This is a genomic window from Streptomyces sp. NPDC088910 (assembly GCF_044749865.1).
Taxonomy (GTDB): Bacteria; Actinomycetota; Actinomycetes; order Streptomycetales; family Streptomycetaceae; genus Actinacidiphila.
Genome location: NZ_JBIVIV010000016.1, coordinates 137,456 through 157,927, shown reverse-complemented (window position 1 = coordinate 157,927; position 20,472 = coordinate 137,456). Strand labels below are relative to the sequence as shown.

The 20,472-nt window shown below is 74.0% G+C and carries 17 protein-coding genes; 5 read left to right on the top strand and 12 right to left on the bottom strand.

The features are described from left to right. Positions 1–142: 142 nt before the first annotated feature. From fahA to glpK, 3 genes are all read left to right on the top strand, one after another. Positions 143–1,381, top strand: a complete 1,239-nt coding sequence (fahA, locus tag ACIP4Z_RS31035; RefSeq protein ID WP_391161187.1) for a fumarylacetoacetase — start codon at positions 143–145, stop codon at positions 1,379–1,381. A 256-nt stretch (positions 1,382–1,637) separates the two neighbouring features. Next, positions 1,638–2,492 (top strand): MIP/aquaporin family protein, encoded by an 855-nt coding sequence (locus ACIP4Z_RS31030; RefSeq protein WP_355333260.1) that lies wholly within the window; start codon positions 1,638–1,640, stop codon positions 2,490–2,492. A gap of 141 nt (positions 2,493–2,633) precedes the next feature. Next, positions 2,634–4,151: a glycerol kinase GlpK gene (gene glpK, locus ACIP4Z_RS31025; protein ID WP_355333263.1), complete on the top strand. Its 1,518-nt coding sequence runs from the start codon at positions 2,634–2,636 to the stop codon at positions 4,149–4,151. A gap of 135 nt (positions 4,152–4,286) precedes the next feature. On the opposite strand, the gene ACIP4Z_RS31020 is transcribed toward glpK, so the two are convergent. The 3 genes from ACIP4Z_RS31020 to ACIP4Z_RS31010 are packed head-to-tail and all read right to left on the bottom strand — an operon-like array spanning position 4,287 to position 7,137. Next, a complete protein-coding gene (locus tag ACIP4Z_RS31020) occupies positions 4,287–4,844 on the bottom strand; it encodes a hypothetical protein (RefSeq protein WP_401313619.1) in 558 nt (185 codons plus the stop codon). Next, positions 4,841–6,421, bottom strand: coding sequence for a sensor histidine kinase (locus ACIP4Z_RS31015; protein WP_401313617.1), 1,581 nt, complete (start codon positions 6,419–6,421; stop codon positions 4,841–4,843). The genes ACIP4Z_RS31020 and ACIP4Z_RS31015 overlap by 4 nt, the downstream gene beginning before the upstream one ends. After that, a complete protein-coding gene (locus ACIP4Z_RS31010; protein WP_391048419.1) occupies positions 6,418–7,137 on the bottom strand; it encodes a response regulator in 720 nt (239 codons plus the stop codon). The genes ACIP4Z_RS31015 and ACIP4Z_RS31010 overlap by 4 nt, the downstream gene beginning before the upstream one ends. A gap of 162 nt (positions 7,138–7,299) precedes the next feature. Here ACIP4Z_RS31010 and ACIP4Z_RS31005 point away from each other — a divergent pair, with 162 nt between their 5' ends. Further along, a complete protein-coding gene (locus ACIP4Z_RS31005) occupies positions 7,300–8,190 on the top strand; it encodes a DUF3152 domain-containing protein (protein ID WP_401313615.1) in 891 nt (296 codons plus the stop codon). 172 nt (positions 8,191–8,362) lie between these two features. On the opposite strand, the gene ACIP4Z_RS31000 is transcribed toward ACIP4Z_RS31005, so the two are convergent. Next, a complete protein-coding gene (locus ACIP4Z_RS31000) occupies positions 8,363–9,562 on the bottom strand; it encodes an Ig-like domain-containing protein (RefSeq protein ID WP_401313613.1) in 1,200 nt (399 codons plus the stop codon). 398 nt (positions 9,563–9,960) lie between these two features. On the opposite strand from ACIP4Z_RS31000, the gene ACIP4Z_RS30995 reads away from it, so the two are divergent. Beyond that, positions 9,961–10,935, top strand: a complete 975-nt coding sequence (locus tag ACIP4Z_RS30995) for an ABC transporter permease (RefSeq protein ID WP_401313673.1) — start codon at positions 9,961–9,963, stop codon at positions 10,933–10,935. Positions 10,936–11,102: 167 nt separating this feature from the next. Here the strand turns inward: ACIP4Z_RS30995 and ACIP4Z_RS30990 are convergent, their stop codons facing one another. The 8 genes from ACIP4Z_RS30990 to ACIP4Z_RS30955 form a co-directional block, all read right to left on the bottom strand. Next, a complete protein-coding gene (locus tag ACIP4Z_RS30990; protein ID WP_401313612.1) occupies positions 11,103–11,420 on the bottom strand; it encodes a hypothetical protein in 318 nt (105 codons plus the stop codon). 50 nt (positions 11,421–11,470) lie between these two features. Continuing rightward, positions 11,471–12,856, bottom strand: a complete 1,386-nt coding sequence (locus ACIP4Z_RS30985) for a protoporphyrinogen/coproporphyrinogen oxidase (protein WP_401313610.1) — start codon at positions 12,854–12,856, stop codon at positions 11,471–11,473. Further along, positions 12,847–14,478, bottom strand: coding sequence for an AMP-binding protein (locus tag ACIP4Z_RS30980; protein ID WP_401313608.1), 1,632 nt, complete (start codon positions 14,476–14,478; stop codon positions 12,847–12,849). The genes ACIP4Z_RS30985 and ACIP4Z_RS30980 overlap by 10 nt, the downstream gene beginning before the upstream one ends. After that, positions 14,475–15,500, bottom strand: coding sequence for a UbiA family prenyltransferase (locus tag ACIP4Z_RS30975; RefSeq protein ID WP_401313607.1), 1,026 nt, complete (start codon positions 15,498–15,500; stop codon positions 14,475–14,477). Before ACIP4Z_RS30975 ends, ACIP4Z_RS30980 begins: the two co-directional genes overlap by 4 nt. 43 nt (positions 15,501–15,543) lie before the next feature. Next, positions 15,544–17,298 (bottom strand): class I adenylate-forming enzyme family protein, encoded by a 1,755-nt coding sequence (locus tag ACIP4Z_RS30970; RefSeq protein WP_401313605.1) that lies wholly within the window; start codon positions 17,296–17,298, stop codon positions 15,544–15,546. Continuing rightward, positions 17,295–18,911: a CoA transferase gene (locus ACIP4Z_RS30965; RefSeq protein WP_401313603.1), complete on the bottom strand. Its 1,617-nt coding sequence runs from the start codon at positions 18,909–18,911 to the stop codon at positions 17,295–17,297. The genes ACIP4Z_RS30970 and ACIP4Z_RS30965 overlap by 4 nt, the downstream gene beginning before the upstream one ends. Then, positions 18,908–19,747 carry a class I SAM-dependent methyltransferase gene (locus tag ACIP4Z_RS30960; RefSeq protein WP_401313601.1) on the bottom strand — a complete coding sequence of 280 codons (840 nt, stop codon included), beginning with the start codon at positions 19,745–19,747 and terminating at the stop codon, positions 18,908–18,910. Before ACIP4Z_RS30960 ends, ACIP4Z_RS30965 begins: the two co-directional genes overlap by 4 nt. Before the next feature lie 77 nt (positions 19,748–19,824). After that, on the bottom strand, positions 19,825–20,331 hold the full coding sequence (locus ACIP4Z_RS30955; RefSeq protein WP_355333292.1) for a hypothetical protein: 507 nt from the start codon (positions 20,329–20,331) through the stop codon (positions 19,825–19,827). Positions 20,332–20,472 lie beyond the last annotated feature (141 nt).

Sequence of the window (20,472 nt, the reverse complement as noted above, 5' to 3'; positions counted from 1 at the left end):
GTATGTGCCCATGCGATGCCCCCGCGTGCCCCGCCCCGGCCGAACTTTACGTTTGCACCGGTAGCAGCTCCAAACCCGGCCGCAGGACCCGGCGGTACCCTCGGGTCGTTTCCGCCGCGCAGGAGCCGCACCTGGAGGTCCGTTGAGCGCCAGCAGCCCGCTCGCCGTCCCGTACGACGCGCCCTTCGGGGTGCGCAATCTGCCGTACGGGGTGTTCAGCACCGCCGACGAGCCCGCCGCGCGGCGGATCGGGGTGGCGTACGGCGATCACGTACTGGACGCGGGGGCCGCCGCGCGGGCGGCCGGGGCTCCCGCCGATCTGGCCGCCGCGCTCGGCGCGGACTCGCTCAACCCGCTGCTGGCCGCGGGCCGTCCGCTGTGGACGCGGGTCAGGGCGGCGCTGACCGCGTGGCTGACCGAGGACACCTACGCCGACGCCGTCGAGCCGTGCCTGCTGCCGCGCGCGGAGCTGACGATGCGCCTGCCGTTCGAGGTGGCGGACTACGTGGACTTCTACGCCTCGGAGCACCACGCCGCGAACATCGGCCGGATCTTCCGGCCGGGGTCCGAGCCGCTGACCCCGAACTGGAAGCATCTGCCGATCGGTTACCACGGACGGGCGGGCACCGTCGTGGTCTCCGGCACGCCGGTGGTCAGGCCGTGCGGGCAGCGCAAGGCGGCGGCCGATCCGGCGCCGGACTTCGGCCCCTCGCGGAAGCTGGACATCGAGGCGGAGTTGGGCTTCGTGGTGGGCGCGCCCTCGCCGCTCGGCGGCCGGGTGGCGCTGGCCGACGCGGACGCGCACGTCTTCGGGGTGTGCCTGGTCAACGACTGGTCGGCGCGCGACCTCCAGGCGTGGGAGTACGTCCCGCTCGGTCCCTTCCTCGGCAAGTCCTTCGCCACGTCGGTGTCGCCGTGGGTGGTGCCGCTGGCCGCGCTCGCGCAGGCCCGTACCGACCCGCCGGTCCGCGACACCGAGCCGCTGCCGTATCTCGACGACCGCGCGGCGCGACCGCCGTACGGCCTCGACATCGCCCTGGAGGTACGGCTCAACGGGCATCTGGTGTCCCGGCCGCCGTTCGCCGCCATGTACTGGACGTACGCGCAGATGCTGGCGCACATGACGGTGAACGGCGCGAGCCTGCGGACCGGGGACTTCTTCGCCTCGGGCACGGTCAGCGGTCCCGACAGGGAGACCAGGGGCGCGCTGATGGAGCTGGCCTGGAACGGCGAGGAGCCGCTGGAGCTGCCGGACGGGACGCGCCGGTCGTTCCTGGAGGACGGCGACGAGGTGGTGATCAGCGCCACCGCGCCCGGCCCCGGCGGTACGCGGATCGGCCTCGGCGAGGTCGTCGGCCGCGTCGAGCCCGCCCGTCCCTGACACACACCCGCCTTCAGCGGACCGCGCCACCGGACCGGCCGCGCCTCTAACAGACCGGTCGCCGCTTCCGGTGCCGCCACTCCCGTGTGCGCCTCACCTCTCCCACCACTCTCCCCCGTACGGCGCAATCCCATCCGGCACAGCCGGTTCACACGTGCTTCCGTGTGAAGGAGCATGCGGAGAGCAGAAGACGCATGGCCAAGAGCGGGACGAGCTACAGCCGGTCCATACGGCGGCCGGCGGGAAGCGGGAATCCATGGCGACACGTGCACGCTCAGGACTTCTGGGCGAACTGTCGGCGGAGTTCGTCGGGACGATGATCCTCATTCTGATCGGTGTCGGCGTCGTGGCCCAAGTCGTCGGCGGCGGCGCGCTGACCGATCCGAAGGGCGGTCTCGGCGACCATGACAGCATCGCCTGGGCCTGGGGGCTCGGCGTCACCCTCGGTGTCTATGTCGCCGCGCGACTCAGCGGCGCGCACCTCAACCCGGCGGTGACGCTGACCCTGGCGGTGTTCAAGGGCTTCGACTGGAAGAAGGTCGCGCCCTACGCGCTGGCGCAGACCGCGGGCGCCTTCGTCGCCGCGCTGCTGGTGCGCTGGAACTACTCCGAGATCCTGGGCCACGCCGACCCGGGCCACACCATCAAGACGCAGACGGTCTTCGCCACCCTGCCGGGCAACGGCTCGCTGACGGCCGGTGTCCACGAGTGGGGCGCCTTCCGCGACCAGGTGATCGGCACGGCGATCCTGCTGATCCTGATCCTCGCGGTCACCGATGTGCTCAACACCGCGCCCCGCGCGAATCTCGGCCCGTTCATCGTCGGCCTGATCGTGGTCGCGATCGGCATGGCGTACGGCGCCAACGCCGGTTACGCGATCAACCCGGCGCGTGACCTCGGCCCGCGGCTGGCCAGCTACATCACGGGCTACAGCACGGCGTGGCGCGACCAGTGGGGGAATCTCTACTTCTGGGTGCCGATCGTCGGACCGCTGATCGGCGGCGTCCTCGGCGGCGCGATCTACAAGATCTTCGTCGGCCGTTTCCTGCCCGAGGCCCCGCCGGAGCCCCCGGGACGCGCCCCCGCCTCCGAGCCCGCTGCCGAGGTCTGAGCCCGCGGGTCCACGAGGTCCGTACACCCCCGCGGTCCGTACGCGGGGGTCACGTACACGGCGGCCGTGCGGACGGCGGTCACGCACACCGCGGTCACGTACACCGCGGTCCGGTACACCCACGAAAGGCAGGAAGCACCCATGGCGGACTTCGTCGGCGCGGTGGATCAGGGAACCACCAGCAGCCGCTTCATGATCTTCGACCACGACGGAAACGAAGTGGCCAAGCACCAGTTGGAGCACACCCAGTACCTGCCGAAGCCGGGCTGGGTGGAGCACGACCCGGTGGAGATCTGGGAGCGGACCAACGTCGCGATCCAGAACGCGGTGCGGTCGGCCGGTATCTCGGCCTCCGACCTCGCGGCGATCGGCATCACCAACCAGCGTGAGACCACCGTCGTCTGGGACCCGCGCACCGGTCGCCCGTACGGCAACGCGATCGTCTGGCAGGACACCAGGACCGACTCGATCGCCAAGGCGCTGGAGCGCGACGGCCACGGCGACCTGATCCGGCGCCGGGCGGGCCTGCCGCCCGCGACGTACTTCTCCGGCGGCAAGATCAAGTGGATCCTGGAGAACGTCGACGGGGTCCGCCAGGCCGCCGAGCAGGGGCACGCGCTGTTCGGCACCACGGACTCCTGGATCCTGTGGAACCTCACCGGCGGTCCGAACGGCGGCATCCACGCCACCGACGTCACCAACGCCAGCCGCACGATGCTGATGGACCTGGAGACGCTGGACTGGGACGAGGAGCTGCTCGGCATCTTCAACATCCCGCGCGCGATGCTGCCGACGATCCACGCGTCGTCGCACCCCGAGGCGTTCGGCACCACCCGCACCTCGCGCCCGCTGAGCGCGCCGATCCCCATCACGGGTGTGCTCGGCGACCAGCAGGCGGCCACCGTCGGCCAGGTCTGCTTCGCGCCGGGCGAGGCGAAGAACACCTACGGCACCGGTAACTTCCTGCTGCTCAACACCGGTACGGAGGCGGTCCGCTCCGAGCACGGCCTGCTGACGACCGTGGCGTACAAGTTCGGTGACGCCCCGGCGGTGTACGCGCTGGAGGGCTCCATCGCGGTGACCGGTTCCGCGGTGCAGTGGCTGCGCGACCAGATGCACCTGATCAGCGAGGCCGCGGAGAGCGAGCGGCTGGCGAAGACCGTCGAGAGCAGCGACGGGATCTACTTCGTGCCCGCCTTCTCCGGGCTGTTCGCGCCGTACTGGCGGTCCGACGCGCGCGGCGCCATCGTCGGCCTCGCCCGCTTCCACACCAACGGCCACCTGGCGCGGGCCACGCTGGAGTCCATGTGCTACCAGAGCCGCGACGTGGTCGAGGCGATGGAGCAGGACTCCGGTGTGCACCTGGACGTGCTCAAGGTCGACGGCGGTGTCACGGCCAACGACCTGTGCATGCAGACCCAGGCCGACGTCCTGGGCGTCCCGGTCAGCCGTCCGGTGGTCGCCGAGACCACCGCGCTGGGCGCGGCCTACGCGGCCGGTCTCGCCACCGGCTTCTGGCGCGACACCGACGAGTTGCGCGAGCACTGGCACGAGTCGCGCCGCTGGGAGCCCCAGTGGAGCGAGGAGCAGCGCGCCACGGGCTACAAGGGCTGGAAGAAGGCCGTGGACCGGACCCTGGACTGGGTCGACGTCGAGTAGTCCGGCGCCCGGGCGGCCCCCAGCTCTCCGCAGCCGTCCCCCGTACGCCCCGCCGGTCCCACCACCGGCGGGGCGTCCGCGTGTCCGCGGCCCCGCCGCACCGGCCCAGCGGGCTGTACGGTCGCCCGCCGGTCGCTACGACGGGCAGCTCTCCACGAGCCGGGACAGCGCCCAGCCCGCGCCGATGACGCGGACGTCGGGACTGGGCGACGCCGACCGCGGGGTCCCGGCGGTCGGGACGTCGGGTACGGCGGTCGGGACGGCGCTGGCCCCGCCGGGCGGCGCGGTGCGCTGCGGCCCGCCCGGATTGGCCGCCACCGTGCACACCACCTGGTCCATGGCCAGCGGCGAGAGGCGGTCGACGCCCGCGGGCAGGCGCACGACGGTGGTGACGCCGTCGAAGGCGATCACGGGCGGGCGCGGCAGGGACGGCAGTCGCGTGGTGAGCGTCGTCGGGTCGGCGTCGCCGGGGCCCGCGAACAGCAGCCGCAGCGCGACGACCGGACCGGCGGCGTCGGGCGCGCGGCGGGGAACCGCCCGCAAGGTGTCGCCGGAGAGGAAGTAGACGCTGACGCCGGGGGTCATGCCCACCGCGGGCTCCCCGGCCTGGATGACGCTGGTCGGCGGGACGCCGCAGGCCGCGAGCGCGGCGGCGGACGCCAGGCAGGCCAGCGGACCGGCGGCGCGCCTCATCGGACGTCCTCGCTTCCGAAGGCGGCGGAATCAGCGGAATCAGCGGAATCAGCAGAACCGACGGAACCGGCGCGGTCCCCGGCGTCGGCGGTGCCCGCGGCCGAGTCGCGGCGCAGCGGCAGTTCGACGGTGAGGACGGAGCCGCCGCCGTCCGCGTTGCGGGCGGTGATCCGGCCGCCGTGCAGCCGTACGTTCTCGGCCGTGATGGCCAGGCCGAGGCCGCTGCTCTCACTGCGGCTGCGCGAGGTGTCCGCCTTGTAGAAGCGCTCGAAGATGTGCGGCAGGGCCGCCTCCGGGATGCCGGGGCCGGCGTCCCGTACCTCGATCACCGCCCACGCTCCCCCGGCGGACCGCCCGCCGACCGCGTTCAGGGACAGCACCACGGGCGGCGCGCCGTGCCGCAGCGCGTTGCCGACGAGGTTGGCCACCACCACGTCCAGGCGGCGCGGGTCGACGCGGGCGCGCAGGGCGCCGGGCGCGGGCAGCCGGGTGTCGACCTCCGCCAGCCAGCCGCGCGAGACGAGGGTGCGGCGCACCGACTCGGCCAGGTCGATCTCGTCCAGGTTGAGCCGCGCGGCGCCCGCGTCGAAGCGCGACACCTCCATCAGGTCCTCCACGAGCCGGGCGAGCCGTACCGTCTCCTCGCTGATCAGGCCGACCGCCGTGGCCGTCTCGGGGTCGAGGCGGCCCGCTCCCTCGTCCAGTACGTCGGTGACCGAGGACATCGCGGCCAGCGGTGTGCGCAGTTCGTGCGAGACGTCGGCGACGAAGCGCCGGGCCTGCGCCTCCAGCCGCCGCAGTTCGGTCACCGAGCGCTCCAGGGCAGCGGCCGTGTCGTTGAAGGACCGGGAGAGGTCGGCGAGTTCGTCGGAGCCGTTGACGGCCAGCCGTACGTCGAGGTGGCCCTCCGCCATCCGCCGGGTCGCGCGGCGCAGGGCGCGTACCGGGCGCAGCACGCCGCGCGCGGCGAAGAGCGCCAGGACGACCGCGAGGACCACGGCCCACAGCGCGGCGTCCTTGATGGCGGTGATCATGGCCTGGACGTACGCCTGCTCGGTGTCCTGCGGCACGATCAGGTACATGACGAGGCCGGAGAGCGTCAGCGACTGGTTCTCGGCGGCGCGGTACGCGACCGGCAGGCCGACGACGAGGACCGGGCCGTCGTCGGTGCTCACCCGTTGGAAGACCGCGGCGGCCTGGTCGCGCACCGACCCGAGGAGTTCGGGGGTCAGCCGCTCGAAGGCGTTCTCCGGCGCGGATCCGGCGCGGCGCTCCCCGTACGTGGCAAGGACCTGCCAGCGCTGCGACTGGTGGGCCCTCGCGACCTGGATGACCAGCGAGTCCATCGCCGCCTGGTCGGGCTCCGCGGGGATCGCGGGGGCCAGCGCGTCGACGCTGTCGCGGAACTGCCGGATGACCGCGTCCTGGCTCTGCTGGAGCACGCCGGTCCGCGCCTCCCTGAAGGCGAGGGCCCCGGTGCTCAGCGCGCTGACGACCGCGACCAGCACGAAGGCGACCACCAGCCGGGTGCGCAGCCCGCGCAGCGCGAGCAGGGCCCTGGAGACGGCGGACCTCATGGGGTCGGCTGGAGCGGCCGCGCGTACGGCGCGCGGAAGCGGTAGCCGAAGCCCCGTACGGTCTCGATGTAGCCGGACCCGGCGCCCGGTCCGCCGCCGAGCTTGCCGCGCAGCCGCTTCACGCAGGCGTCGACCAGCCGGATGTCGCCGTGGTAGCTGTGCTCCCAGACCGCTTCCAGGAGTTGCTGGCGGCTGAGCACCTGTCCCGGCGAGGCCGACAGGGTCAGCAGCAGCCGCAGTTCCGAGGGGGCCAGCGGTACGGGCTCGCCGCGCAGGGAGACCCGCAGCCCGGCGCGGTCGATGGACAGGTCGCCGTGCGACTCCTGCCGGGGCCTGGTGCCGTCGGCGCCGGGTGCGGCGATCCGGCGCAGCACCGCGCGTATGCGGGCTTCGAGGACGCGGGCCTGTACCGGCTTGACCACGTAGTCGTCCGCTCCGGCCTCCAGGCCGACCACCACGTCCACGTCGTCGCCGCGCGCGGTCACGATGATGATCGGGACCTGGTCGTGCTCGCGTATGCGACGGCAGACGTCGAGTCCGGCGATGCCGGGGAGCATGAGGTCGAGCACGACGACGTCGGGCCGGAAGGGGCGCAGGTGGCTCAGGCCCTCCTCACCGGTCGCGGCGGCGAGGACGTCGTGTCCCTGGTGGCGCAGGGCCAGCTGCACGCCCTTGCGGACCGCGGGGTCGTCTTCGACGAGCAGAACGCGGGGCATGCAGGTCAGTATGCGTGAGGTCCGGGCGGGCAGGGCCGTGAGAGGGGCTCGGCCGGGCAGCTGTTACGAAGGGGTCATACAGCGGCCGTCCGCCGCCGTGGTTACGCTTTCGTCATCTTCCGGGCCAGGGGCCATCACACGCGGACCGCAGTGTGAACGGCCATGCACCGGGAGAAGAAACGGAAATCGGCGGGCCGGGCGGGGGACGGCGCCCGTACGCGGCGTTCCCTGGCGACCCTACGGCGGCGCAGGCGACGGCGGACGACGTACACCCTCGGCACGCTGGCGGCGGTCGGGGTGGCCGGGGCGCTGCTGGTCGCCGCGCACGGCGGGAAGGACGGGAAGGGCGGGAAGGGCGACCACGCGGCGGACGGGGCTACGGCGGGTTCGCCGCCCGCCGCCACCGAATCGGCGAAAACGCCGGCGGCGCCTTCCACGTCACCCGCCGGGCGGGCGCCCGCGTCCACGCCGTCATCCGCGCCGTCGTCCGGCACCGGAGGCAACGGCGTCTTCGACACCGCCCAGGCGTCGGGGACGTCGGTCGGCACCGGCACGCTGCGCCGCTACAAGGTGCAGGTCGAGCAGGGCACGGGCGTCAGAGCCGCCGACGCGGCGCGCGAGATCGAGAGCATCCTCGGCGACCGGCGGAGCTGGATCGCCGACGGCCACGACGCCTTCCAGCTCGTCTCCGGCGGCCGGTACGACTTCGAGGTGAAGATCGCCAGCCCGGACACCGTGGACCGGATCTGCGGGGCGGCCGGGCTGCACACCCGCGGCGAGGTCAACTGCGATGTCGGCGACCAGGTGGTGGTGAACCTCAAGCGCTGGCGGACCGGTTCGCCGCAGTTCCCCGGGCCGCTCCACGAGTACCGCGCCCTGATCGTCAACCACGAGGTGGGCCACCGCATCGGGCACGGCCACGAGGGGTGTCCCGGCCCCGGGCGTCCGGCGCCCGCGATGATGCAGCAGATCGACGGACTGCACGGCTGTGTGGCGAACGCGTGGCCGTACGACGCGCACGGCACGTATCTGGCGGGACCGCCGATGCCCTGACATCGATGTCCGCACCGGTGTGTCCCGCGCGGAACGGCCCCGGAACGCCTGAGCGTTCCGGGGCCGCGATCCATTCGTCAACCGCCCGGGACCCGTTCGTCAACCACCCGGGACCCGTTCCCCGGGCCGCCCGGGACGCGTGTCCGGACGGTCGGGGGCCGCGGTCCGAGGGTCAGTTGGCCACCCAGGTGGCCCAGGACATGTTCCAGCCGTTGATGCCGTTGCTCGGGTCGATGACCTTGTCGGGCGAGTGCACGACCTCGACGACGTCACCGATGAGCGAGTGGCTGTAGAACCAGGCGGCCGGGGTGTCCGGGTCGCCGCCGCCCTTCACGTCGTGCAGGCCCACGCAGCCGTGGCTGGTGTTCTCGTGTCCGAACACCGACACCGGGCGCCAGTAGTTGCCGTGCGCGAAGGTCCCCGAGTCGGACAGCCGCATGCCGTGCGGCACGTCCTTGATGTGGTACGAGTTGCCGAGGCCCACGGTGCGGGAGTCCATGTCCACCACCGGGTCCTTCTCCTCGATCACCATCTTGCCGTTGTACGTGGTGTGCTGGGGGTCACCGAGGCTCGCCGGGTACGTCTTGTACAGCTTCCCGCCCCGGTAGATCTTCAGCGTCTTCGCGGTGTTGTCGGCCACCGAGGTCTGCGAGCGGCCGATGGTGAAGCTCACGTCCTTCGACTGCTGGCCGTAGACACCGGGCGACATCTGCACACCGTTGAGGTTCATGTGCAGCGTGACCTTGGTGCCGGGCGCCCAGTACCTCTCCGGCCGGAAGTCGATCCGCTGATTGCCGAACCAGTGGCCCTCGACGGGCACCTGCGGGTCCGCCGTGACGGTGATCCCCTTGTGCGTCGCGGCCTGGTCGGCGACCGGCTTGTTGAAGCGGATCGACACCTCCATGCCCACGCCGTACGTCGAGCCCGGATCCACGTTGAACACGCCGTAGTTGACGGCCTGGGGCTTCAGCGTGGTGAACGACGACTGCTGTACGGTGCTGCGCCCGGCCGAGTCCACCGCCTCCGCGTTCACGGTGTACTTGGTCGCGGTGCGCAGAATCCCGGACGGCTTCCAACTGGTGCCGTCCGCCGATATCGCGCCGTCGACCGGCCGGTGGTCGGCCGCGTCGGTCACCGCGATCTTCACCAACTTGCCCTTGGCAGCCGTGATCTTGAGCGCGCCCGTGGTGTCCACCCCGGTCGCGCCGTCCTTGGGCACGATGCTCAGCGCCACCTGCGAGGCGGGCGTCGTCGTGGCACCGCCCGACGCCGAACCCTTGCCGTCCTGCTTTCCCTTGTCGGTCGACGCGCCCGCGCTCCCGCTGCAGGCGGTCGCCCCCAGCAGGACGGCGCCGAGCGCCAACGCCAACATCCCCTTCGCCACCCGCCGTTTACGCGAGCCCTGAGCGGCGGTGTCAACCGCCGTTGCCGTGATCAATCGAGTCTCCCCATCTCGCCGGTCGCACTATAGGAGAGTACGACCGCCCCAGCGGTTGCAGGTGCCGCATGACTGATACCCAACCCTTAGGCGGCGGTCGGGCGTACGCCGAACGGGTTGCCGGGACGGGCGCCGTGGGCGCGCCCCGGCGACGGACGCCGACGCGGAGCCGAGGATTTGACGACTTCGGCCGGGCTCATGGCCCCGGCGTACCAGAAGGGCGGACAGCGTTGACGGGCACGGGGAGCAGTCGGGTGGTACTCGACAGGCCGGGCAGGCACGGCATTGTGGAGGAGTTGCGGGACGCGATCACATTCAGGGCCGTCCTGGTCATGCTGGGCGTGCTCCTGCTGCAACTGGGCTTCGCGCTGTCCTACATGGGCGCCTTCCACTCGCCCAAGCCCCACCGGGTGCCGATCGTCGTGGTCGCACCGCAGGCCGCGGCGCGGGACGCGGTGGCCCGGCTCAACGCCCTTCCCGGTGAGCCGGTGCACGCCGTCGCGGTCGCCGACCGCGCCGAGGCCCGGGCCCGGCTGCTGGACCGGCGCACCGACGCCGCCGTCGTCGTCGACCCGCGCGGGACGACGGACACCGTCCTGGTCGCGTCCGCGGGCGGCCCCTCCGCCTCGGACGCGGCGACCCAGGTCGTGCGGCTGGCGGGACAGGCGCAGCACCGTGAGGTCGTCGTACGCGACATCCGCCCGCCGGTGAAGGGCGACTCGCGCGGCCTGTCGTCCTTCTACCTCGTCCTGAGCTGGACGATCGGCGGCTATCTGGCCGCGTCCGCGCTGAACATGGCGGCCGGGTCGGCGCGCCCCACCCTGCGCCGCGTCCTGGTGCGGCTGACCGCGATGCTGCCCTACGCCTTCGTCTCCGGCATCGGCGGCGCGGTGATCGTCGGTCCCGTCCTGCACTGCCTGCCCGGCGCCTTCTGGGACCTGGTCGGCATCGGCACCCTGATCGTGTTCGCCTCGGGCGCGGTGGGCGTCGCCCTCCAGTCGGTGGCGGGCACCATCGGCCTCGGCCTGACCATCCTGATCTTCACCGTCCTGGGCAATCCAAGCTCCGGCGGGGTCTATCCGGCCGCTCTCCTGCCGCCCTTCTGGCGGGCCATCGGCCAGATCCTGCCGCCGGGCGCCGGGACGACCGTGGTCCGCAACACCGTCTACTTCGACGGGCACGACATCACCAGGTCCCTGTGGATCCTGGGCGCCTGGGCCTTCGGCGGCATCGTCGTGTCGGTGCTGTCCGCCGCCCTGCGCGACCGTCGCCGCCCCACCCCCATGCCCCTCCCGGCGACGGTCTGACCCTCGGCCGCGTCCTCATGGCGATACTCGGCCTGGACTCGCTCCGCGGGACCATGTTCCTGTTCCGAAGGCCGAACCGCCTCACACCCTGACCGGGCCGGCCGCCCCGCCGTACCACCGCACCCCGACGGCGGTGGTACGGCGGGCGCGCGTGCCGCGACCGGTGGTCAGGCGGAGAAGCTGCCGACTCCGGTGACGTGGGTGCCGTAGCCGGCCGGAAGGACGCCGACGCCGGTGGTGGGAAGGGTCGCCGGGACCGTGCAGAAGGGGTCGGCGAAGACCTTGACCGGCTGGTCGGTGAGGTTGTCCAGCACATGCGCCGTCAACGGGAGTCGCTGACAGCCGGTGGGGTCCTGGTAGACCTTGAGCGGCTGGCCCTCGACGGAGAAGACGACGACCTGGCCGGTGGCGGCCTGGGCGGGAGTGGCCGCGAGGCCGACGACGGCCGCCGCGGCCATCGCGATCATGGTGGTGCTTCGACGCATGACAGGTGCCTCCAGTGCACGTGATTCGCGGGTGGGACATGTGCGCCGAATCACGCGGGTCGGCCGGTGGGTGCCGGGCTCACCGCGCGCTTCGGACGAGAGGGGTGGGCCGTGCGCGCGGCGACGCGTCGCGCGGCCAGTTCCGCCGAGCGGACCGCGCCCTCGCTGCTGGGCCGCAGGAGAGTCCAGTCGCCGACGTAGTCGACGGGCCCCGCGGGCCGGGCGGCGAAGGCCGCGCGCAGGCCCAGCGCGGCGGGGGTGGCTTCGGGCAGGCCGTACCGGAAGCGGTGCACGAGCGTGCGGGTGGTGGCCTCGCCGAGCCCCGGCAGAAAGCGTTCGGCCTCGCCGACGAGCGTACGGGTGACCTCGGCGTCGTCGGCGTCCAGCAGGCGGGGGCCGATCGCGGGCGAGGCGAAGAGGCTGACCATCCCGCGGCCCGGCGGGACGCGCCCCTCGGCCTTGAGGTGGTCGAGGAGCAGCCCGCCGCAGATCCGGCTCTCGGTCGCGGGAACGGACAGGGCGTAGCTGGGGGCGCGGGTCGGGCTGGGCAGCGGTCGGTCGAGGAGGCAGACGGCCTTGAGCATGGGGGTGAAGGAACAGGCCGCCAGATAGGCGCGTTCGTCGGGCGACGGGTCGGCGTACAGGGACAGCGCGACTGGTGCCGGTACGGCGATCAGGATCTGACGCGCCGTCAAGATCCCGCCGTCGGCGAGGTGCAGTCGTGCCTCGTCCGCGCCGGCCCGCTCAACGGCCGTGACCGAGCTGCCGAGTTGTACGGGGACCCGTTCGGCCAGGGCGCGCGGGAGGGTGTCCATGCCGGTGGTGTAGGTGGTCCAGCGGGCTCCGGCGCCGCCGACCGCGAGCAGCGTGGCGAGCATGGGGGCGGCGGCCGAGCGTTCCGGGTGCCAGCCGAAGCAGTGGCCCGACAGCGGCTGGAGCAGGCGGTCGTGCACGTCGGGGTGGTAGGCGCGGGCGTACTCGGCGAGGGTGGCCGTGCCGGGCGGCGCGAGTTCGGGCCGGTCGGCGTCGAAGTCCCCGCGGCGGCGCAGCAGTCGGGCGGTGAAGCGCAGCCAGTCGAGCCGCCCGCGCCAGGACATGCCCGCGCCGGTGAGCAGCCCCGCCGGGTGGCCGAGCCGGGCGTGGGCGCGGCCCTCGTGCCAGAGGGCGAATCCGGCCCGCACCGGGGTGAGGTGTGCGGGCGGCACGGCGAGTTCGTCGATGAGGCGCCAGGTGGCCTGGTAGCCGCGGGTGGCGATGGTCTCCGCTCCCTCGTCGACGAGGCAGCCGTCGACGAGGGAGCTGGCCATGCGTCCGCCGACGCGCGGGGCGGCCTCGAAGACCCGCACGGACCGGCCCGCCCGTTGCAGCCGGTAGGCGGCGGCGAGGCCGCCGATGCCGCCGCCGACGACCGCGACGTCGAGGTCCGTCACGTCCATCTCCCGGTTCCGTGGGTGGCGGTGCCGGCGAGGTAGCGGTCGCGCAGCTCGTGGCGGCGGACCTTGCCGGTGGCGGTGCGCGGGACGGCGTCCCAGTCCACCGTGAGGGGTTCGGCGAGCGCGGGCAGGTCGCGTACGGCGTGCCGCCAACGGGCCGGGTCGATGGGCGCGTTGACGACCAGGACGGTCTGCGGGTCGCGGTCCACGACGCCGAGGACGACGGCCTCCTCGACCTCGGGCAGCCGGTCGTGCAGGACGTCCTCCAGTTCCACGCAGCTCAGCCCCGGGATCATGTCGACCTCCCGGTCCAGCAGGATCAGCGAGCCGCCGCGCGTACGGACGGCGAGGTCTCCGGTGTTGAACCAGGGCCCGTGCGCCTTCTCGTCCCAGCGGTCCTGTTCGCCGAGGTAGCCGAGGCAGCGGGCCTTGGTCCGGGTGAGGACGAGGCCGACCTGTCCGCGCGGCACGGGTTGGAAGGTCCGCGGGTCCACCACCCGCAGGCCGACCCAGCCGGGGACCGGGCGGCCGAGGTCGCGGGTGGTGGGGTGGCGCTCCGCGCGCCGGGCCAGCGCCCCTCGGGTGAGGAAGCGGAAGGTGAGCGGCCCGGTCTCGGTCTGGCCCCAGCCCTGCATCCACAGCGGCCGGGCGCGCCGGCTGGCGTCGAGGAAGACCCGCACGGTCGGCGGGTGGACGGCGTCGAAGGTGGAGATGTACATGCGTACGTCCCGGAAGGGACTGTCGGGCTCGGCGGCCAGGCGCTGCCAGCGCACATACGTGGAGGGCAGCGCTTCCAGGACGGTGGGCGGGTGCGCGGTCAGGGTGCGGCGGGCCGCGTCGGGATCGGAGTCGGCGACGATCACGGCCTCGCGGGGCTGGTGCCACAGCGCGCTGACGGTCCAGGCGAGCGCGCGGCCGTGCGCGAAGGAGATGGCGCTGGCGACGGTGTCGCCGGCGCGCGGGGTGACCACGGGCCAGCGCCTGGCCTCGAATCCGGCGAGCCGCCGGATGAGCGTCGTGGTGGAGTGGACGACCAGCTTGGGCACGCCGGTGGTCCCCGAGGTGTGGTGCACGGCCAGCGGCTCGCCGTCACCGCGGCGGTGGATCGGGGCGAGCGGCCGGGCGGGCAGGTCGTGGAAGGAGCGGACCGGCTGGGGCGGCCGGGTGTCGTCCGGTACCGAGTCGTGCAGGCTCGCGCTGTCCAGGGTCAGCGTGCACGCGCTGTGGCGCGCCAGCTCGACATCGGCTCGGGCGCCCTTGCGCAGCAGGTGCGTCTGGGTGACCAGGACGGCGGGGCGCAGCCGTTCGAGCAGGGTGTCGAGCACCTCGGGGACGAGGTGGTCGGAGAGCAGCGCGGGGACGGCGCCGATCCGGACGGCGGCGCAGGCGAGCAGGACGTAGTCCCAGTGGTTGCGCTTGACGACGGCCACGTGGTCGCCGGGGCCCGCTCCCGCCGCGGCGAGCCGGGCGGCGGTGTCCCGTACCAGGCCGGCCAGTTGGGGCACCGTCCACCGGGTGCCCTCCTCGGGCGCGAGGTCGAGGGGGCGGCTGAGGTGGACGACGGTCGGCGAGCCGCGGCGGGCGAGCGCGTCGAAGACGATGCCGGGGTCGAGGGGCTTGGTCACCGGGTCACCGCCAGCAGCAGGTCGGCCGCGATCATCAGCGCGGTGGCGAGGCGGTGCAGCCGGATGCCGCGGGTGCGGGCCCCCAGGACGTCACCGCGCCGATTGCCGCGTACCCACTGGCGGGCACGCAGCACGAGGACGGGCGACATGAGCGGCGGGAACCACCACGGCGCGATCCCGGCGGCGGCGGGGACGACGATCAGCAGGGCCTCCAGCCCGGAAACCCCGGCGATGAAGGCGGAGTTGCCGCGCTCGGAGGCGACGGCGGCCACGGTCAGCCGCCCGACCGCGTGGTCCCCGTCCCGGTCGTTGATGTTGGAGTAGACGCCGAACAGCACGGGGCCGAGCCCGAAGATCAGCGCCTGCACGACGACGAAGCCGGGTGCGCCGCCGTTCAGCAGGCCGAAGAGCGGCAGCACATAGCCCCAGCCGAGCGCGGCCAGGAAGATCTCCTGGCCGCCGCGGTAGCTGAACTTCAGCCACCAGGAGTACTGGAACCCGAAGAGCGCGCAGGCCGCCGTGCCGAGCACCGCCCACAGCGGCCGGGCGGGAGCGGCGAGGACGGCCGCGCCCCAGAACAGCGCGCACAGCGCGACCGCCGCCCAGCCGAACCGGATCGCCTGCCGCTCGGTGAGCGTCCCGGCGACCAGCGGTTTACGGGCGAGGCGGCGGGCGGCGGCGTCCGGGCCGTAGTTGGCCGCGTCGCTGCCGTCGCGGTAGCCGGTCACGTCGTCGAAGGCGACCATCCCGGCCACCATGGTCAGTTCGCCCAGGAAGAACAGGACCAGCACGAGCGCGGCGCGTCCCGTGGTCTCGGGCCGCAACCCGGCCCCGGTGACGACGCCGAACGGGACGAGCATCGCGGCGGCCAGCGGGATACTCAGGTAGTAGTCGAGGATGTCCAGCTTGGCCAGCTTGGCGTAGGCGCGCCAACTGCCGGGCGCGATCGGCGAGGTGTCGGCGGCGGGAACGGCGCCGACGGGGGGCCTGGCCGCGGTGTCGAGTACGGGCGCGGGTTCCATGGGCGGGTGCTCCTCCTGCGGTGCGGTGTGGCTCAGGCGCTGCTCAGCGCCGGGGGGCGCGTACCGGGTCTTCTGGCGGGCGGGCGAGGGCCGCGGCGGCGAGGGTGCGGCGGCAGACCTTGCCGGTGGCCCCGAGCGGCAACCGGTCCAGGTGCAGCACGAGTTCGGGCAGCTTGCGCCGGGCCAGACCGCGCTCGCCGGTCAGATACGCCGACAGCGCCGCGACCGTCAGCGGCTCCGTGCCCGGTCGCTGGACCAGGAAGGCGCACAGCCGCTCGCCGAGATCCGGGTCGGGGACGGGTACGCAGGCGGCCTCGGCGACGTGCGGGTGGGTGTGCAGCTCCTCCTCGACCTCGGCGGGGCTGATCGTCCAGCCGCCGCGGATCACGGTCTGCCTGATCCGGTCCAGGACGCGCAGCGAACCGTCGGCGTCGAAGACCCCGAGGTCACCGGTCCTGATCCAGCCGTCGTCGGTGCGGTAGCGCAGGTCGAGGTCGGGCGCGCCGACGTAGGCCAGCGGGCTCATCGGGCCGCGGGCCTGGATCTCGCCGCTGTGCCCCGCGGGCAGCGGCCGGTCGTCGGCGCCGCAGACGCGCAGGTCGGTGACGCGCGGGTCCGGGTGTCCGACGCGGCGGACGTCGCCGTCAGAACCGGTCCAGGTGATACGGCAGTTCACGCCGTCGCTCGACCCGTAGACGTTGGTGACCGGGCGGCCGAAGCGGCGCAGCGCGGCGGCGAGGACGGTGGAGGTGAGCGGGGCGCCGCTGGAGACGACGGCCCGCAGCGAGCCCAGGTCCTCGCCGGGCACGGTGGGGTGGTCGGCGATCCGGCCCAGCATGGTGGGTACGGCGACGACGTGGGTGGGCCGCCAGTCGGTGACGGCGCGCAGGGCGGCGCCGGGGTCGAAGCGGTCCAGCAGGTGGAGGGTCGCGCCGCAGCGGGCGAGGGCGACCAGTCCGAAGGAGCCGAAGGAGGAGGCGAGCGGGACCAGGACGAGCGCGGCCGGGCCGCCGTCCTCGGCGCTTTCGCCGGTGCCGGGGTCGCCGCCGCCGGGCGTGTCCTGGCCGGTGCCGGTGGCCGTGTCGTGTCCGGCGCCGCCGCCGCGCAGCACCGCGTCCACGTAACTGCCGCGTCCGCCGAGCAGCGCGTTGTGGCTGTAGGCGGTCATCTTGGGCGCGGCCTCGGAGCCCGAGGAGACCAGGACGCGCGCCGGGTCCTCGGGGTCCACGACGGCGGGGACGCATCCGTCGGGGTCGCCGTAGAGGAGTTCCCCGACCGTGGTGAGGCGTTCCAGGTACGGGAGCGGGCCGTGCCGGTGGTCCAGTGGGGTGTCGCTCACCATGTAGCGGGCGCGGGACAGCTCCAGCAGGGCGTGGCTCTCGCGGGTGCCCTGCCCCGTGGGCCAGGGAAGGGCGACCGCGCCGACGGCGGCGACGGCGAGGTCCGTGGCCAGCGCGGGCCAGCCGCCGTTCAGCCGGATGCCGACCACATCGCCGGGGCCCGCGCCGAGCGCGCCCAGCGCCGACGCCATCCCGCGTACCCGCACGTCGAGTTCGCGGTAGGTCAGCGCGAGGCCGGGAGTGCGTACGGCCGTCCGGTCGCCGTGGTCGCGTACGTGCTCGGCGAAAGCCGCGTACAGCCCCGTCTCGGGACACTCCTCACGCAGGGCCCAGCGCCGCCGCAGCGGGGCCGGGACCGTGTCGCGCAGCACGAGGCCGTTGCGGGACCGCCATGTGCGTCCGGCCGCCGCCCGTACGGGAGGTGTCGCGTCGGTCGGCGTCTCCACCGGAGTGGTCATCGGTGGAACTCCCAGGGGTTTGCGGCCCGCGCGCACAGGTCGCGGTCGAGGGCGGGCGCGAGGCGGGGGTCCGCCGCGAGGTCGGTCAGGTCGGCGCGGTCGGGGACCGTCGTCCGCGCGGGAGCCGAGCGGAACCGCGGCCCGCACAGCAGCCGGGCGGCGGACAGCAGCGAGGAGGTGACGGCCTGTCCGCGCCCGGTCCGCCGGGCCGCGAGCAGCCCCGCGACGGCGCCTTCCGCGCAGATCACTCCGCCGAGCACGTCGGTGAGGGTGAGCAGGGACGGTGTCGGCGGCAGTCCCGGCGGGGTGACCAGGGCGGCGAGGCCCGTCCACGCCTGTACGGGGAAGTCGGTGCCGACGGGAGGCCGGGAGCCGCGCTCGTCGCCCCAGCCAGAGGCGGCGGCGTGCACCAGGCCGGGGCGGTGGGCGGTCAGGGTGTCGGCGTCGAGCCCGAACCGCCGGTCCTTGCCGGGGGCCAGGCTGTGCAGGAACACCTCGGCCCCCGCGAGGAGTTCGCGGACCGCGGCGCGGCCGGACGCGGTGGTGAGATCCGCCTCCACCGTCTCCTTGCCGTCGTTCAGGGCCGTGAAGCGGGCCGATGTGCCGCCCGCCATGGGCGGCACGCCCCGCATCGGGTCGCCGCCCGGCGGCTCGACGCGGACGACGCGCGCGCCGAGCAGCCGCAGCAGGTGCCCGGCGAGCGGGCCCTGGACGCGGCGGCACACCTCGACGACGGTCACCCCGTCGAGCGGCGCCCCGGTGCCGGGCGCGGCCTGCGGCGCGGCCGGCGGGCCGGCGGGGCGCAGCCGCCAGGGCCGCTCGTCGCCGTCCGCCCACGGGGGCGGCTCCGCGGCGACCGGGGTCAGATCCACGCCGATCGCGTCGGCGAGGCGGCCGAGTTCGGGGAAGGGCAGCCGGGCGACGGCCTCGTGGAGGGCGGGCGGGAGCGAGCAGACCGCGGTGGCGTACCGCTGCTGGAAGGGGAGCCAGCCGCGCGCGGCGTCCGCGCGGTCCACGCCGAGCGCGGACCAGAAGCCGCGCCACGCCTCGGGGTCCAGGGTCTCCAGTTCGAACCGGACGCCGTCGGCGGCGGCGAAGGGCGGGCCGCCGGGGGCGTGGCGTTCCGGCCAGTCGTCGGCCGCGGTCGCGGCGGCCAGGTACTGGCCGACCGAGAGCAGCGCCGCCTGGGCGACCGAGGTGGTGACGCGGATCTCGCCGCCGTCGTCGGCGGGCCCGGCGGCCAGCGCGGCGAGGGTGCCGGTGGCGGCGAGCGCGCCCGCGACGCAGGAGGCGTAGTCGACGCCGAGCGGGGTCGGTGCACCGTAGCGGCGGCCGTGCACCTGCGTCAGACCGCACGCGGCCTGTACGTCGGCCTCGCTGGTCAGCGGGAGGTCCACGGGCCCGGCCCAGCTCACCTCGCAGCGCGCGCGGACCGGGCCGTAGTGGGCGGTGAACGCTCCCGACCTGCCGTGCTCGGTGCCGCAGCCGAGCGCCCGCAGGTGGGCGACGGCGAGCCGGACGGCCGTGGCGGGCGCGCCGCCGCGCGCGGAAACCGGCGCCGTGCCGATACGCGGCGCCGCGGTGGTACGGGGGCCGGCCGCGGTGGCCGTCACTCCGGTCGCCTCGCCTGTACGCAGTACAGGACGCAGGAGGCGGCGCGGAAGTCCGGGTGGCGCATCGCGTCGCGCGCCGCGAGCAGTTCGTCCTCCGTCATCCCGTGCTCCAGGAGCGCGTCCCGCAGGTGGTAGGTGTGGTGCAGTTGCAGCCGCAGGCCCGGGGAGTCCGCCGTCCAGGGCACGAGGTGCGGTACGGGTTCGATGCCGGTGAATCCGGCGGCCCGCAGGTCGGCGGCGCAGGTGCGGCCCCACGCGGGGTCGGCTCCCGCGGCCCGCAGCACGCGGCCCTTGGCCGCCCGGAACGCCTCGTAGCCCGCGCGGGTGCGCTCGTCGGGGGCGAGGAGCACCGGCGCGTAGTCGATGTCGAACTCCTCCAACTGGAGGTGCCCGCCGGGCCTTAGGGCGCGCAGCAGCCGGCCGAGCACGGCCCGCCGCTGGGGCAGGTGGGTGAGCACCAGGCGGGAGTGGACGAGGTCGAAGGCCGCGTCGGGGAGCGGGTCGCGCACGATGTCGTGGCGGCGCTGTTCGAGACCGGGGCGGGCGGGGATGTGCTCGGGCTTGATGTCGGTGGCCAGCACGCTGCCGCCGGGCGCGGTGCGGTCGGCCAGCCACAGGGCGACGCTGCCGCCGCCCGCTCCCGCCTCCAGGCAGTCCCAGCCGGGGCCGACGCCGGTCTCCGCCAGCCGCGCGGTGGTGATCGCGTCGTGCGCGGCGGCCAGGCAGCGGTGCTGCTCGGTGGCGTACGGGCTGTCGTTGTCGAAGGCGTAGTCGCCTTCGGGGCGGTCGGCCGTCGCCGCCGTGGCGGTGGTCGTGCCGGGACTCGCGGCTGGCATGGACTCTCCGGTGCGTGGGCGGGGTGGCGGTGGGCCGCCGTCCGGACGACGGCCCACCGGAAAGGACTTCAGATCCCTCAGGCGTCCCAGCTCACGGTGTAGACCGCGAGCGCGGTGTTGGTGAAGTGGGCCGCGCCGGTGAGGCCCTTGTAGGCGCCCGTGCCGCCGACGACGACGCCGTCGAAGGACTTCGGGTAGGTCGCGGTGAGCGGGTTCTGGATCGGGAAGACCACCGAGAGGGCGACCTGGTCACCGCCGTTGAAGACGATGTTCGCGTGGCAGAACGCGGTCACCTCCTTGGCGGAGATGGCGTCCTTGTCGCACATGTCGTAGGCGGTGCCGACCGGCTTCCCGGAGGAGTCCTTGACCGTGGCGCTGCCGCCGAAGCCCGCGCCCACGGTGCTGGCGGCGGCGCCCGCGCTGTTGTTGCCGCTGAAGTCCAGCGTCAGCGACGGCGGGGTGGCGCGTACCTGCGTGGCGGTCGCGGTGGCGGTGGCGGAGGAACCGGCCACCAGGGCGAGGGCTGCGGCGCCGGTGGCGGTGGCTGCGACAGCGGCACGCTTCGCCGTGACAAAACGGGTCATGAACTCTCCTCGAACGGTCCGGACCGAATGTCCGGGTTCGCACGAAGTGGACCATATCGGAAGAAGGTTCGCATATGACTGCGGGATGTGCCGCCGTCGCCGTGTCGCGGGGAGCCCGATGGCCCGATCGTGGCCCGGCCC

Coding starts and splice junctions, on each gene's coding strand:
- ACIP4Z_RS31030 (WP_355333260.1), top strand. CDS start 1,638: ATGGCGACACGTGCACGCTCAGGACTTCTGGGCGAACTGTCGGCGGAG.
- glpK (WP_355333263.1), top strand. CDS start 2,634: ATGGCGGACTTCGTCGGCGCGGTGGATCAGGGAACCACCAGCAGCCGC.
- ACIP4Z_RS31020 (WP_401313619.1), bottom strand. CDS start 4,844: ATGAGGCGCGCCGCCGGTCCGCTGGCCTGCCTGGCGTCCGCCGCCGCG.
- ACIP4Z_RS31015 (WP_401313617.1), bottom strand. CDS start 6,421: ATGAGGTCCGCCGTCTCCAGGGCCCTGCTCGCGCTGCGCGGGCTGCGC.
- ACIP4Z_RS31010 (WP_391048419.1), bottom strand. CDS start 7,137: ATGCCCCGCGTTCTGCTCGTCGAAGACGACCCCGCGGTCCGCAAGGGC.
- ACIP4Z_RS31005 (WP_401313615.1), top strand. CDS start 7,300: ATGCACCGGGAGAAGAAACGGAAATCGGCGGGCCGGGCGGGGGACGGC.
- ACIP4Z_RS31000 (WP_401313613.1), bottom strand. CDS start 9,562: ATGTTGGCGTTGGCGCTCGGCGCCGTCCTGCTGGGGGCGACCGCCTGC.
- ACIP4Z_RS30995 (WP_401313673.1), top strand. CDS start 9,961: ATGCTGGGCGTGCTCCTGCTGCAACTGGGCTTCGCGCTGTCCTACATG.
- ACIP4Z_RS30990 (WP_401313612.1), bottom strand. CDS start 11,420: ATGCGTCGAAGCACCACCATGATCGCGATGGCCGCGGCGGCCGTCGTC.
- ACIP4Z_RS30985 (WP_401313610.1), bottom strand. CDS start 12,856: ATGGACGTGACGGACCTCGACGTCGCGGTCGTCGGCGGCGGCATCGGC.
- ACIP4Z_RS30975 (WP_401313607.1), bottom strand. CDS start 15,500: ATGGAACCCGCGCCCGTACTCGACACCGCGGCCAGGCCCCCCGTCGGC.
- ACIP4Z_RS30970 (WP_401313605.1), bottom strand. CDS start 17,298: ATGACCACTCCGGTGGAGACGCCGACCGACGCGACACCTCCCGTACGG.
- ACIP4Z_RS30960 (WP_401313601.1), bottom strand. CDS start 19,747: ATGCCAGCCGCGAGTCCCGGCACGACCACCGCCACGGCGGCGACGGCC.
- ACIP4Z_RS30955 (WP_355333292.1), bottom strand. CDS start 20,331: ATGACCCGTTTTGTCACGGCGAAGCGTGCCGCTGTCGCAGCCACCGCC.